The organism is Variovorax sp. LjRoot130 (assembly GCF_964253755.1).
Taxonomy (GTDB): domain Bacteria; phylum Pseudomonadota; class Gammaproteobacteria; order Burkholderiales; family Burkholderiaceae_C; genus Variovorax.
Window position 1 is genome coordinate 4,785,699 of record NZ_CAXURM020000001.1, and the last position, 14,595, is coordinate 4,800,293.

Genomic DNA, 14,595 nt, shown 5'->3' on the forward strand with positions numbered 1-14,595 from the left:
CCCGCGAAAGGCGAGCACTGCAGGGAAGCCCGAAGGGCCGGCGCAGTGGGGTCGACCGGCCCGCAGCGCATGCCGGGTGGGCGTCCAAACCAACGGTACGTCGACCCCCTACACCCAGCCCGCATCCACCTTGAACTCCTGCGCCGTGCACATCGCCGCATCGTCCGAGGCAAGGAACAGCACCATGCGCGCGATGTCCTGCGGCTGCAGCTTGTCGGGCAGGCACTGGTTGCGCTTGATCTCGCGCTCGCCCTCAGCGTCGAGCCAGAGCTTGATCTGGCGCTCGGTCATCACCCAACCCGGCGACACCGTGTTGATGCGGATGCGGTCCTCGCCCAGCGGCTTGGCGAGCCCGCGCGTGAGGCCGTTGACCGACGACTTCGCGATCGCATAGCAGGGGTAGGCGCCGCCCTTGCCCTGCCAGCCGGTCGAGCCGAGATTGACGATCGAGCCAAAGCCCAGGCGCCGCATGCCCGGCACCACCGACTGGATGGCGAAGAAGGCGGGCCGCTCGTTGATCGCCATGCGCTCCTCGTAGTAGGCCGGTGTCACAGATTCCAGCGTATGGCGATCGTCGCTCGCGACGTTGTTGACCAGCACCGCGAAATCGCCCAGCGCCGCCGCGGCCTCGGCGATGCACGACTGCAGCGCCGCCACGTCGCGCACGTCGCACACGCGCCACCACGGGGCGGCATGGCCCGCCTCCGCCAGTTGCCGCGCGAGCGCCTGGCTCGCGCCCTCGGCGATGTCGACGAAAGCCACGCGCGCGCCTTGTTCGACGAAGGCGCTCACCATTGCGGCGCCAATGCCGCTGCCGCCGCCGGTGATGAAAACCGGCCTTCCCTTCAGGCTCGGATAGGTGGAAAGTGCGGGGGCGGGATTCATCAGGTGTCTCCAAAATATGAGATTGCAATTTGCGTATCAATCAATAAGAAAATAATTGATTTCTAATATCAATATGCCTTGATACGATCCGCCGCGTCAAGGGACACCGCATGAGACAAGCTTGAACAAGACATCCCCGCCCACGGTCCTCGAAGCCCCCCGCTGCGTCTGGCCGGCCGGTGCCACACTCGGCGAAGGCACGCTGTGGTCGGTGCGCGAACAGGCGCTCTACTGGGTCGACATCGTCGAGCGCCGGCTGCATCGCTTCGACCCCGCCGGCGGCGAGCGCAAGAGTTGGGATTTCGACGAGGAGATCTCGGCGCTGGCCGAGCGGGCCAACACGCCGGGCCTGATCGTCACGCTGCGCCGCGGCTTCGCGCTCTTCGATCCGGCGGCGAGCGAGGTGCCGCCCAAATACCTGCACCAGCCCGAGCCGGAACTGCCCGCCAACCGTTTCAACGATGGCAAATGCGATGCAGAAGGCCGCTTCTGGGGCGGCACCATGGACTTCGCCTGCGAGGCGCCGACCGGTGCGCTCTACCGCTTCGACCCCGACGGCCGCTGCAGCCGCCACGACCAGGGCTTCGCCGTGACCAACGGCCCGACCTGGTCGCAGGGCGGAGGGACGATGTACTTCAACGACACCGTCACCGGCCGCATCTACGCCTACGACTTCGACATGGCCGCCGGAACGCTCGCCAACAAGCGCCAGTGGCTGCGTTTCGCGCGCGGCGACGGCCTGCCCGACGGCATGACCACCGACGCCGCCGGCCGGCTCTGGATCGCGCACTGGGGCGGCGCCTGCGTGAGCTGCCACGACCCGCTCAGCGCCGAAGAACTCTGCCGCGTGAAGCTGCCCACCAGCCACATCACCAACTGCGCTTTCGGCGATGCGGACCTGTGCACGCTCTACATCACGAGCGCAACCAGCGGCCTGACACCCGCGCAGCGCGAAGCCGAGCCCGAGGCCGGCGCACTGTTCGCGGTGCGCATCGACAGCCCCGGCCTGCCGGCGCCGCTGTTCGGCGGCTGATCAGAAGTCAGAAGTCGGGCAGCACGATGTCGCGCTGGCGCCGCGCCGCCCCCGGCGACACGCCGATGAAGCGCTTGAAGGAACGGCTGAAGGCCGCCTCGGACTGGTAGCCGAGCTGGCTCGCGAGTTCGACCGGCCGCGCGTTCTTCTCCTGCAGCAGGGTCAGCGCGACATGCATGCGCCAACGCGCCACGTAATGCATCGCCGGCTCGCCGACCAGCGCCGTGAAGCGTGCCGCGAAGGCCGAGCGCGACATCGCGACCTCGGCCGCCAGCGAGGCCACCGTCCACCGCCGCGCGGGATCGCGGTGGATGAGCGAGATGGCGCGGCCGATCTGCCGGTCCTGCAGCGCGCCCAGCCATCCCGTGCGGGCCGCGGGATCGCGCGCCATCCACGAGCGGATCGCCTGGATTACGAGGATGTCGGCCAGCCGCGTGATGATAGTTTCGCCGCCCGGCTGCATGGCATGCGCTTCGGCGGCCATGAAGCGCAGCGTGCTGCCGAGCCAGTCGGCCTCGGGCGACGCCGAAGCATCGATGCGGATCACGCTGGGCAGCAGCTTGGCCAGCCGGTGCGCGGCCGGGTGATCGAAGCGCACCGCGCCGCAGACCAGGCTGGTGGCCGCGCCGCCGCCGCCGTGCCGCAGCACCTCGTAGCGGTCGCTCTGCTGCTCGCGCGGAAGATCGAAAAGCCCGGGCGCCTCGGCGCCCGGTTCGCTCACCAGCCGATGACCCGCACCATGTGGCACCAGCGCGAAATCGCCCGGCTGCAGCAATTGCGGCTCGCTGCCCTCGACCTCGAGCCAACAGGGGCCGGAGGTCACGGCATGGAACATCAAGCTGTCCGCCATCGGCGGCAGCGTCAAGCCCCAGGGCGCGGTGAACTCGGAGCGGCAATAGAAGATGCCGCTCATCCGCAGGAAGTGCAGCGCCTCGCCGAGCGGATCCACGGGCACCAGGACGTCTTTGAGCTTCATGCGGGCAGTATGCGAAGCCTGGATGCGATCGTCCAGCTCGCCTGGACGAATGAGCAAGAAAAATCGATCTTCTGGCATTGATAAGCCTGTTCTCGCCGACGATAGTAGACGCCATGTCAACCCCAACCCAAGGAGCAACGGACATGAGCAACACCATCCCCACCATCACCGTCATGGGCGCCACCGGCCACACCGGCGGCAAGATTGCCAGGCGTCTGCTGGCCGCCGGCGCCAAGGTGCGCGCCCTCGGCCGCAACCCGGCCAAGCTGGCCGCGCTCGAACGCGCCGGCGCCGAAGTGCTGGCGGGCGACACCTGCGACCCGGCTTTTCTCGCGCAGGCCTTTCGCGGTGCCGATGCCGTCTACACGCTGCTGGCCACCGATCGCCGCGCGCCCGACTACCGGGCCCGGCAGGACCAGGAAGGCGAGGCCATCGCCGAAGCCCTGCGCGCGAGCGGCGTGCGCCATGTCGTCGCGCTCAGCAGCCTGGGCGCGGACCAGGGCGAAGGCACGGGCGTGATCGCCGGCCTGCACGCGCAGGAAGAGCGGCTGAAGCGGATCGCCGGCGTCCACCTGCTGCTGCTGCGCCCGGTCTCCTTCTTCGAGAATTTTTACGACGCGCTGGGGCAGATCAAGGAAGCGGGCCTGATGGCGGACACCGTCGAGGCGGACATCGCCGTGCCCATGATCGCAGCCGATGACATCGCCGCGGTCGCGGCCCAGGCGCTGCTGGCGCGCGACTGGAGCGGCGTCGCCGTGCGCGAGCTGCTCGGCCAGCGCGATCTGAGCCACACCGAGGTGGCACGCATCCTCGGCGAGCGCATTGGCAAGCGGGAGCTCGCCTATGTGCAGCTCTCCGAGGCCGACATGACCGGCGCCATGGTCGATGCCGGTCTGTCGCCGAGCTTTGCCGGGCTGTACATCGAGATGACGCGCGCCTTCAACGAAGGCCGGGTCGGCCCGAGCGCGGGGCGAAACGCCGCCAACACCACGGCCACGCGCTTCGAGGACTTCGCCGAGGAGTTCGCCGGCGCCTACGCGGCAATGTAAGCCGGGCGCTTCTTCGTTGCGCTAGCGTCGCCAGGAAGACCACCAGATGTCTGCGCTGCGAATGGTGATTTCGCTGCAGCGGCTGCCTCCCGCCAGTTGCATCGCAAGGGCGCGCAGCCGCGGCATGTGGCGTTCGAGGGTGGCCGACAGGCTCTCTTCGTCGGGCGTTGCGCCGAGCGCGATCAAGGCTTCGTTGTTCACGCGAACCGTCACCTTTCCCTGCGAGTTCTCGATCACGAAGTGATGGCCGGGAAGCTTGAGATCGGAAGAGCTGACGGGCATCGCGCGTCTCCTGCAGAGTTTTCCCGAACTTCGCGAAGACCGCCACCAGCCGGCGTAGGAGCAGCACCCGCTCCTGTTCCCGAAAAGACTTACAGGGACCGACGAACGAGTTGCTGTCCGACATCCTGAAGCGCATGCGCCGCGCTTGCGCACGGCCCGGCCAGCACTTCAATGGCGGGCTGTGCATACCCAAAAGCAAAACCAATTCATCGGTCCACAAGACGGCTACCTGTTCGCGGAAGGCACCCACTCGCGGCTCTACGAGCGCCTCGGCTGCCACCTCCGGGCGACGGGAGGCGCGGACTTTGCGGTCTGGGCGCCGAACGCCGAATCCGTGAGCGTGATCGGGGACTGGAACGGCTGGTCGGCCGAAGTCGACCTGCTCGAGTCGCGCGGCGAGCTCGGCATCTGGCAGGGCCACGCCCCCGATGCCGCGCCAGGGCAGGCCTACAAGTACCGCATCCGGTCACGCCATGGCGGCTGGCAGGTCGACAAGGCCGACCCCTTCGCCTTCTGCGCCGAGCTGCCGCCGGCCACGGCCTCCCGCATCTGGACACTCGACTACGCGTGGAGCGACCGCGAATGGATGTCCGCGCGTGCACCGAAGAATGCGCTGGATGCGCCGATGTCCGTCTACGAGTTGCACCTCGGCTCCTGGCGGCGCAAGGAGGGCCACTTTTTCGGCTACCGCGAACTCGCGCACGAGCTGGCCAACTATGTGACCGAGATGGGCTTCACCCATGTCGAGCTCATGCCGGTGACCGAGCATCCGTTCTACGGCTCCTGGGGCTACCAGACCACCGGCTACTTCGCCCCCACCGCGCGCTTCGGCACGCCGCAGGATTTCATGTATTTCGTCGACCACCTGCACCAGCGCGGCATCGGTGTGCTGCTGGACTGGGTGCCCTCGCACTTCCCGACCGACGAGCACGGCCTCGGCTACTTCGACGGCACCCATCTCTACGAGCATGCCGATCCGCGACAGGGCTTCCATCCTGAATGGAACTCGAGCATCTTCAACTACGGCCGCAACGAGGTTCGCAGCTTCCTCATTTCGTCGGCCCTGTTCTGGCTCGACAAATACCACCTGGACGGCCTGCGCGTCGACGCGGTCGCTTCGATGCTCTACCTCGACTACGCGCGTCAGCACGGCGGCTGGATTCCCAACCGCTACGGCGGCCGCGAGAACCTGGAAGCCGTCGAGTTCCTGCAGACCCTGAACCGGGCCGTGTACCGCGAGCATCCCGACACGCTCACCATCGCCGAGGAATCGACCGCCTGGCCGCGCGTCTCGCGCCCGACCGACATGGACGGCCTGGGCTTCGGCATGAAATGGAACATGGGCTGGATGCACGACAGCCTGGCCTACATGAAGGAAGACGCGGTCCATCGCAAGTACCACCACCACAAGCTCACCTTCTCGCTGGTGTATGCCTTCAACGAGAACTTCGTGCTGCCGCTGTCGCACGATGAGGTGGTGCATGGCAAGGGCTCGCTGCTCAACAAGATGCCGGGCGATGCATGGCAGCAGTTCGCCAACCTGCGCGCGCTGCTCGGCTTCATGTGGGGGCATCCGGGCAAGAAGCTGCTGTTCATGGGCGGCGAGTTCGGCCAGCGGCGCGAATGGAACCATGACGACGAACTCGAATGGTGGGTCGCCGCGCTCGAGGGCCATGCAGGCCTGCAGCGTTTCGTGAAGGAACTCAACCGCGTCTACCGCGCCACGCCCGCGCTGCACCAGCTCGACTTCTCCGCCACCGGCTTCGAATGGGTCGCGGCCGACGACGCGGACCGCAGCGTGTTCGCCTTCCTGCGCAAGCCGCGCGACGGCGGCGCGCCGCTCCTGGTCGTCAGCAACATGACACCGGTGCCGCGCACCAACTACCTGCTCGGCGTGCCGGCACCCGGCTTCTGGCGCGAGCTCGTCAACAGCGACGCCGGCGAGTTCGGCGGCGCGGGCTGGGGCAACCTCGGCGGCATCGAGTCGGCGCCGGTGCGCGCCCATGGCCGCATGCACTCCGTGTGCCTCACCTTGCCGCCGCTTTCGACCCTGTTCCTCGAGCACCCCCCCCATGGCTGAGAAAAATACCCCGGTCCGCCCCCCCACCCATCCGGACGGCGCGGACGGCCGCGTACGCGCCGTCATCGACGCCGTCCTGCCCATCGTGGACGGCGGGCGCTTTCCCGTGAAGCGCGTGGCCGGGGAAGCGCTGCGCGTTCAGGCCCACTGCTTCGCCGACGGGCACGACATGCTGCGGGTCATGCTGCGCTGGCGCAGCGAGGACGACGCCCACGGCGCCGAGCTGCCGATGAAGCCGCTGGGCAACGACGTTTGGCAGGCCGAGTTCACGCCGCCCGCGATCGGCCGCTACCGCTACACCGTCGCGGCCTGGGTCGATGCCTTCGAGTCCTGGCGCCACGACATGGCGCGCCGCGTCGAGCTCGACGACATCCGCATCGCATCGCAGATCGGCGCGCTCGAGATCGCGGCGGCCGCCGAACGCGCCAATGGCGTGGAGCGCAAGACGCTGGCCCGCTGGGGCATGGAACTGCACAGCGCCGCCGTCGCCGACGCGGCCGATGCGACGGTGCTCAAGGCGCTGGCGCTGGACGAAGCCCTGGCCGCGCTCGCAGCCCGCTACCCGGACCGCCGCCTCGCGGCGCAGTATCCGTTGGAGCTGCCGCTGGTGGCCGATCGCGATCGCGCCCGCTTCAGTAGCTGGTACGAGCTGTTCCCGCGCTCGACGGCGACCGAGACCGGACGCCACGGCAGCTTCAAGGACGTGGCAGCGCGCCTGCCCGCGATCGCGGCCATGGGCTTCGACGTGCTGTACTTCCCGCCGATCCATCCGATCGGCCGCGTGCAGCGCAAGGGCAAGAACAATGCGCTGGTCGCCAAGGCGGACGACGTCGGCAGCCCGTGGGCCATCGGCGCGGCCGAAGGCGGCCACAAGTCCATCCTGCCCGAACTCGGCACGGCCGAGGACTTCCGGCATCTGATCGCGCAGGCGGCCGGCCACGGGCTCGAGATCGCACTCGACATCGCCTTCCAGTGCGCGCCGGACCATCCGTACGTGAAGGCGCATCCCAGCTGGTTCCGCTGGCGGCCGGACGGCAGCGTGCAGTACGCCGAGAACCCGCCGAAGAAATACCAGGACATCTATCCCTTCAACTTCGAGAGCGAGGACTGGCCCGCGCTGTGGGCCGAGCTCAAGAGCGTCTTCGACCACTGGATCGCCGAGGGCGTCAAGATCTTCCGGGTCGACAACCCGCACACCAAGGCATTTCCTTTCTGGGAATGGGCGATCGGCGAGATCAAGCGCCAGCATCCCGAGGTCATCTTCCTGGCCGAAGCCTTCACGCGGCCCAAGGTGATGCACCGGCTGGCCAAGCTGGGCTTCACGCAGTCCTACACCTACTTCACCTGGCGCAACGACAAGCAGGAACTGATCGAGTACTTCACCGAACTCTCGGCGGGACCGGGCAGCGAATATTTCCGCCCCAACGTCTGGCCCAACACGCCCGACATCCTGCACGAGCGCTTGCAGGGCGGCGAGCCCGCGGTCTTCATGGCGCGCCTGGTTCTCGCCGCGACGCTGGCCGCCAACTACGGCATCTACGGCCCCGCCTTCGAACTGCGCGAGCACCTGCCGCGCGAGCCGGGCAGCGAGGAGTACCTGCATTCCGAGAAGTACCAGCTGCGCGCCTGGAACCACGACGATCCGGGAAGCCTCGCGCCCTTCATCGCCCGCGTCAACGGCATCCGGCGCGACAACCCCGCGCTCCATGCCGACCGCGGCCTGCGCTTCCTCGCGATCGACAACGACCAGCTGCTGGCCTACGCCAAGCGCTCGGACGACGGCGTCAACGTGGTGGTGACGGTGGTGAACCTCGACCCGCACAACGTGCAGTCCGGCTGGCTCGCGCTCGATCCCGCGTCCATCGATTGCGAGGCCGGGCATCCGTTCCAGATGCACGACCTGCTGAGCAACCAGCGCTTCGTGTGGCAGGGAGATCGCCACTTCGTCCGGCTCGATCCGCACAGCGTGCCGGCCCACATCTTCCGGGTGCGGCGCCGGGTTCGCGACGAGCGCGAGTTCGACTATTTCCAGTGAGGTCTTGCGCCCATGAACGCTCCGGTACCGCACATTGCTCTCGAAACCGTCGAGATCGACAGCAGCGACGATCCGCTGTGGTACCGCGATGCGGTCATCTACCAGCTCAACGTCAAGGCCTTCTTCGATTCCAACGATGACGGCGTCGGCGACTTCAAGGGCGTCACGGCCAAGCTCGACTACGTGAAGGACCTCGGCGTCAACACCATCTGGCTGATGCCCTTCTACCCCTCGCCCTTGCGCGACGACGGCTACGACATCGCCGAGTACGAGAACGTGCACCCCCAGTACGGCACGCTGGACGATTTCCGCGAGATGCTGGATGCGGCGCACCGCCGCGGCCTGCGCGTGATCACCGAGCTCGTCATCAACCACACCTCGAGCGACCACCCGTGGTTCCAGGCCGCACGCCGCGCGCCGCCCGGCTCGCCGGAGCGCGACTTCTACGTCTGGAGCGACAGCGACCAGCTCTACCAGGGCACGCGCATCATCTTCACCGACACCGAGACCTCCAACTGGAGCTGGGACCCGCTCGCAAAGGCCTACTACTGGCACCGCTTCTTCAGCCACCAGCCGGACCTGAACTTCGACAATCCTCAGGTGCTGGAGGCCGTGTTCAAGACCATGCGCTTCTGGCTCGACATGGGCGTCGACGGCTTCCGGCTGGACGCGATTCCCTACCTGGTCGAGCGCGACGGCACCAGCAACGAGAACCTGCCGGAGACGCACGCGGTGATCAAGAAGCTGCGCGCCGCCATCGACGCGCGCTACAAGAACCGCTTCCTGCTGGCCGAGGCCAACATGTGGCCCGAGGACGTGCGCGAGTACTTCGGCGAGGGCAACGAGTGCCACATGGCCTACCACTTCCCCTTGATGCCGCGCATGTACATGGCGATCGCACAGGAAGACCGCCATCCGATCGTCGAGATCATCCAGCAGACGCCCGAGATTCCCGAAGGTTGCCAATGGGCCATCTTCCTGCGCAACCATGACGAGCTGACGCTGGAGATGGTGACCAGCAAGGAACGCGACTACATGTACCTCATGTATGCCGCCGACCTGCGCGCGCGCATCAACGTCGGCATCCGGCGCCGGCTCGCGCCGCTGATGGAGAACGACCTCGACCGCGTCAAGCTCATGAACGGCATGCTGCTGTCGATGCCGGGCTCGCCGATCATCTACTACGGCGACGAGATCGGCATGGGCGACAACGTGTTCGTCGGCGACCGCAACGGCGTGCGCACGCCGATGCAGTGGAGCCCCGATCGCAACGCCGGCTTCTCGCGCGCCGACCCGCAGCGCCTCTATCTGCAGCCGATCATGGACCCGATGTACGGCTTCGAGGCGCTCAACGTGGAGGCGCAGGCGCGCGACGCCAGCTCGCTGCTCAACTGGACGCGACGCATGCTGGCCGTGCGCAAGACCAGCCACGCCTTCGGGCGCGGCAAGCGCATCTTCCTGAAGCCCGGCAACCGCAAGATCCTGGCCTACCTGAGCGAGTACGACGAGGACACCATCCTCACGGTCTTCAACCTCTCGCGCGCGGCGCAGCCGGTGGAGCTCAACCTGTCGGCCTACAAGGGCAAGGTGCCGGTCGAGATGCTGGGCCGCACCTCCTTCCCGCCCATCGGCGAGCTGCCCTACCTGCTGACCTTGCCCTCGTACGGCTTCTATTGGTTCCGCCTCGCGGCCGATGCCGAGATGCCGAGCTGGCACCAGGAAGGCGTCGGGCTGCAGGACCGGCCGACGCTGGTGCTGTTCGACGGCTGGACCAGCTTTTTCCGCGACCGCGTGATGCCGTGGCGCATCGGCATGGCCGAACGGATGCTGACGCAGTTCGAGACCGACACGCTGCCGCGCTTTCTGGAGATCCAGCGCTGGTACGCCTCCAAGGGCACGCCGATCGAGCGCGCGCGGCTGGTCGACCATGCGGTGTGGGACGCCGGCGAATTCAGCTGGATGCTGCCGTTGCTGCAGCTCGACGGCCCGCCCGAAGCGTCGACCTACTTCGTGCCGCTGGCGCTGGCATGGGAAGAGCAGGACGAGGAGCGCTTCAACCGCCTCACGCCGGCCGCGCTGGCCAAGGTGCGGCAGCAGTCCAACGTGGGCGTGATGGCCGACGCCTTCTATGACGAGGCCTTCTGCCGCGCGGTGGTCGAGGCCATCCGCGCCGGCGAGGAGATCGCCACCAACGCCGGCCGGTTGCGCTTCACGGCCACCGACGCATTCAGCGACCTTCCCGTAGCCCTCGCTGCGCTGCCCGTGGCCCGCCCCAGCGCGGTGAGCAGCAACACCGTCGTCACCTTCGACGAGACCCTGTTCCTCAAGGGCTATCGCAACCTGCGCGACGGCGTGAATCCCGAGCTCGAGATGGGTTGGTTCCTGACCAGCGTCGCACGCTTTCCGCATTGCGTTCCGGTCCTGGGCGCACTCGAATACCTCGGCGACGACGGCCGCGTGGTGACGCTGGCGATGGTCCAGGCCTACGTGACCAACCAGGGCGACGGCTGGGTCTACACGCTCGGCTATCTGGAGCGCTTCCTCGAAGAGCTGCGTACGGCGGGCGCCGATACCTTCGCCGCGGCCGCACCGGCCCAGGCCCACGGCGGCTTCCTCGCGCTGATGGTGGTGCTCGGCCGGCGCACCGCCGAGCTCCATTTGGCGCTGGCCGCACGCACGGGCGACGCGGCCTTCGATCCCGAGCCGTTCGAGCCGGGCGACGTCGAGGCGATGCGCGAGCGCGCACTCGATGACGCCACCGCCACGCTGGCCTTGCTGCGCGATCGCCTGCTGCTGCTTCCCCCGGCCGCGCAAGAGGACGCGCAAGCCCTTCTGTCGCGCCACGAGGCGCTGCAAAGGCGCATCAGCGCGGCAGCCGGGAACGTCGAAGGCGGCATCAAGACCCGCTACCACGGCGACTACCACCTGGGCCAAGTGCTGGTGGCCGACAACGATTTCGTCATCATCGATTTCGAAGGCGAACCCACGCGCAGCTTCGAGGAGCGCCGCGCCAAGGGCTCGCCGCTGCGCGACGTCGCGGGCATGCTGCGCTCGTTCAACTACGCGCGCTGGTCGGCTTTGCGGCGCGTGGCGCAGAACGCCGACGAGCTCCAGCGGCTCGACGCACCGGCGCGCGACTGGGAGCTTGCCGCGCGGGATGCCTTCCTCTCGGCCTATCGGGCGACGATGGCTTCGGCTGGAACGGCGGCACCGATCGACGCGAATCTTCTCGAATTGTTCGAACTTGAAAAGGCGCTGTACGAGCTGCGCTACGAACTCAACAATCGCACCGACTGGGTCCAGGTCCCGCTGCAGGGCCTGCTGGCATTGAACGGTGCCGGCTCATCGCGCTGATCGAGCGACTGGAGAAACGCATCATGGAAAGCTTCGGAATCCACCTGGAGCCCTTGCGGGCCATCCTGTTCCAGATCGGCGCATTCCTGCCGCGTCTTCTGATCGCGCTGATCGTGGTGCTCGGCGGCTGGCTGCTCGCCAAGCTGGCGCGCTTCACGGTCGTCAAGGCCCTGCGCGCGATCAACTTCAACGTGCTCACCGAACGCGCCGGCCTCGACAACTTCCTGCGGCAGGGCGGAATGCCCGGCGACACCACCAGCCTGTTCGGCGTGCTGGTGTACTGGCTGGTGATCCTCGCCGCGCTCCTGATCGCCTTCAACGGCCTCGGCCTGACCTACATCACCGACCTGCTGGGCCGCGTGGTCTGGTTCGTTCCCAACATCTTCGTGGCCCTGCTGGTGCTGGCCTTCGGCTCCTACTTTGCGCGCTTCGTCGGCGACAGCGTCGCCACCTATGGCCGCAACATCAAGCTGCAGGACGCCGTGTTCCTCGGCAAGCTCGCGCAGTACGCGATCATGGTGTTCGTGGTGCTGATCGCGCTCGACCAGATCAAGGTTGGCGGCGACATCGTTCGCGAAAGCTTTCTCGTGATCCTGGCCGGCGTGGTCTTCGCGCTGGCGCTCGCCTTCGGTCTGGGCGGCAAGGACTGGGCCGCGGAGCGCATCGAGCAATGGTGGCCGCGCGAGCGCAAGAACCCCGGCGACGGCCCGGACGACAAGCTCCCTAGATGAAGACCAACGATCAGATCACCGCAGTCTGGCCCGGCCGCCCCTATCCGCCCGGCGCCCACTGGGACGGCCAGGGCGTCAACTTCGCGCTCTTCTCGCAGCATGCGCACAAGGTCGAACTCTGCCTCTTCGACGAGAAGGGCCGCCACGAGCGGCTGCGCATCGCGATGCGCGAGCGAACCGACGACATCTGGCACTGCTACCTGCCCGAGGCGCGCCCGGGGCTGGCCTACGGCTACCGCGTGCACGGGCCCTACAAGCCCGAGGAGGGGCATCGCTTCAATCCGCACAAGCTGGTGCTCGACCCCTATGCCAAGGACACGATCGGGCAACTGCGCTGGGGCGACGCGCTGTACGGCTACACCGTCGGGAGCAAGCGCGAGGACCTCTCCTTCGACCGCCGCGACAGCGCGCCGCTGATGCCCAAGGGGCGCGTGCTCGAGCCCGCATTCACCTGGGGCGACGACCGCCGCCCGCACATCTCGTGGCAGGACATGGTGATCTACGAACTGCACGTGCGCGGCTTCACGATGACCCACCCCGAGGTGCCACCGGAGCTGCGCGGCACCTATGCGGCACTCGGTTCGGCGCCGGTGGTCGACTACCTGAAGCGCCTCGGCGTGACCACCGTCGAGCTGCTGCCGGTGCACAGCTTCCTGAACGACCACCACCTGGCGGAGAAAGGGCTGCAGAACTACTGGGGCTACAACACCCTGGCCTACTTCGCGCCCGAGATGCGCTATTGCGCCTCGCTCAAGGTCAAGGAGTTCAAGACCATGGTGAAGACGCTGCACTCGGCAGGCATCGAGGTCATCCTCGACGTGGTCTACAACCACAGCTGCGAGGGCAACCATCTGGGGCCGACGCTGTCCATGCGCGGCGTCGACAACGCCTCCTACTACATCACCACCGCCGACAACCGCCGCTTCTACGACGACTTCACCGGCTGCGGCAACACCGTGAACCTGGAGCATCCGCGCGCGCTGCAGCTGGTGATGGACTCGCTGCGCTACTGGGTCGAGGAGATGCACGTGGACGGCTTCCGCTTCGACCTCGCCGCGGCGCTGGCGCGCGAATCCGGCAAGGTCGAAAATCTCGGCGGCTTCTTCGATGCGATCCGCCAGGACCCCACGCTCAACCGCGTGAAGCTGATCGCCGAACCCTGGGACCTCGGCCACGGGGGCTACCGGGTCGGCAACTTCCCCTACGGCTGGGCCGAGTGGAACGACCGCTTCCGCGACGGCGTGCGCGGCTACTGGAAGGGCGACGACGGCGTGATGGGCGATCTTGCGCAACGCCTCACGGGCTCGCAGGACCTGTACGGCTGGTCGGGCCGGCGGCCGCATGCCAGCATCAACTTCGTCACCGCGCACGACGGCTTCACGCTGCAGGACCTGGTCTCCTACAACGAGAAGCACAACGAGGCCAACGGCGAGGACAACCGCGACGGCAACAACCACAACCTGTCTTGGAACTGCGGCGTCGAAGGGCCGAGCGGCGATCCGGAGATCCAGGCGCTGCGCGAGCGGCAGAAGCGCAACCTCATCGCCACGCTGCTGCTGTCCCAGGGCGTGCCGATGATCCTGGCCGGCGACGAGCGCGGCCACACCCAGAACGGCAACAACAACGTCTACTGCCAGGACAACGAAACGGCCTGGCTGGACTGGAATCCGACGCCGGAGGGCGACGCGCTGTTCGCCTTCATGCAGCGCGTGATCGCGCTGCGGCGCGCGCATCCCTCCTTTCGCCGCCGCAATTTTTTTCATGGCAAGCCGCTGGAAGGCAGCGCGGTCAAGGACGTGTGCTGGCTCAAGCCGGACGGCCTCGAAATGACGCCGGAAGACTGGAACGATGCCCATGCGAGATGCTTCGCGATGCTGATCTCCGGCAACGGCATCACCGAGCGTGGACCGCGCGGCGAGGCGCTGCGCGACGACGACTTCCTGCTGCTCTTCAACGCCCACCACGACGAGATCGCGTTCACGCTGCCGTCCGGGGGCCAGGGCGCATGGCGCCTCATGCTCGACACCGCGACGCAGGCCCTGCCGCCCGACGAGAACGAGGCCGCCCGCGGCGAAGCACCGGCCTGGACCTCGCCGAGCTACCCGCTGCAAGGACGGTCCTTCGTGCTGCTGAGCCGCGCCGCGCGCCCTGCGGAGAACACCGAGTGAAG

The 14,595-nt window shown here is 67.5% G+C and carries 10 protein-coding genes; 7 read left to right on the forward strand and 3 right to left on the reverse strand.

The features are described 5' to 3' along the window. Positions 1-108 precede the first annotated feature (108 nt). On the reverse strand, positions 109-885 hold the full coding sequence (locus ACSQ86_RS23865) for an SDR family NAD(P)-dependent oxidoreductase (RefSeq protein WP_436305320.1): 777 nt from the start codon (positions 883-885) through the stop codon (positions 109-111). A 121-nt stretch (positions 886-1,006) separates the two neighbouring features. Between ACSQ86_RS23865 and ACSQ86_RS23870 the strand changes: the two genes are divergently transcribed. Beyond that, complete coding sequence (locus tag ACSQ86_RS23870; RefSeq protein ID WP_436305321.1) at positions 1,007-1,918, forward strand: SMP-30/gluconolactonase/LRE family protein; 912 nt, start codon at positions 1,007-1,009, stop codon at positions 1,916-1,918. Positions 1,919-1,925: 7 nt separating this feature from the next. On the opposite strand, the gene ACSQ86_RS23875 is transcribed toward ACSQ86_RS23870, so the two are convergent. Next, positions 1,926-2,894 carry an AraC family transcriptional regulator gene (locus ACSQ86_RS23875; RefSeq protein ID WP_436309674.1) on the reverse strand — a complete coding sequence of 323 codons (969 nt, stop codon included), beginning with the start codon at positions 2,892-2,894 and terminating at the stop codon, positions 1,926-1,928. Between the two features lie 143 nt (positions 2,895-3,037). Here ACSQ86_RS23875 and ACSQ86_RS23880 point away from each other — a divergent pair, with 143 nt between their 5' ends. Beyond that, positions 3,038-3,943 carry an NmrA family NAD(P)-binding protein gene (locus ACSQ86_RS23880; protein ID WP_436305323.1) on the forward strand — a complete coding sequence of 302 codons (906 nt, stop codon included), beginning with the start codon at positions 3,038-3,040 and terminating at the stop codon, positions 3,941-3,943. Positions 3,944-3,964: 21 nt separating this feature from the next. Here the strand turns inward: ACSQ86_RS23880 and ACSQ86_RS23885 are convergent, their stop codons facing one another. Continuing rightward, a complete protein-coding gene (locus ACSQ86_RS23885) occupies positions 3,965-4,225 on the reverse strand; it encodes a hypothetical protein (RefSeq protein WP_093109694.1) in 261 nt (86 codons plus the stop codon). A gap of 181 nt (positions 4,226-4,406) precedes the next feature. On the opposite strand from ACSQ86_RS23885, the gene glgB reads away from it, so the two are divergent. From glgB to glgX, 5 genes are read left to right on the forward strand one after another with little or no spacing between them, the layout of a single operon-like run. Then, entirely contained in the window at positions 4,407-6,305 is a 1,899-nt protein-coding gene (gene glgB / locus ACSQ86_RS23890) for a 1,4-alpha-glucan branching protein GlgB (protein ID WP_436305324.1), read from the forward strand. Next, on the forward strand, positions 6,298-8,340 hold the full coding sequence (locus ACSQ86_RS23895; RefSeq protein ID WP_436309675.1) for an alpha-1,4-glucan--maltose-1-phosphate maltosyltransferase: 2,043 nt from the start codon (positions 6,298-6,300) through the stop codon (positions 8,338-8,340). The genes glgB and ACSQ86_RS23895 overlap by 8 nt, the downstream gene beginning before the upstream one ends. Before the next feature lie 12 nt (positions 8,341-8,352). Further along, positions 8,353-11,694, forward strand: coding sequence for a maltose alpha-D-glucosyltransferase (treS, locus tag ACSQ86_RS23900; RefSeq protein ID WP_436309676.1), 3,342 nt, complete (start codon positions 8,353-8,355; stop codon positions 11,692-11,694). Between the two features lie 23 nt (positions 11,695-11,717). Beyond that, positions 11,718-12,425 (forward strand): mechanosensitive ion channel family protein, encoded by a 708-nt coding sequence (locus ACSQ86_RS23905; protein WP_093109698.1) that lies wholly within the window; start codon positions 11,718-11,720, stop codon positions 12,423-12,425. Then, positions 12,422-14,593 (forward strand): glycogen debranching protein GlgX, encoded by a 2,172-nt coding sequence (gene glgX, locus ACSQ86_RS23910; protein ID WP_436305327.1) that lies wholly within the window; start codon positions 12,422-12,424, stop codon positions 14,591-14,593. The genes ACSQ86_RS23905 and glgX overlap by 4 nt, the downstream gene beginning before the upstream one ends. Positions 14,594-14,595: the final 2 nt, after the last annotated feature.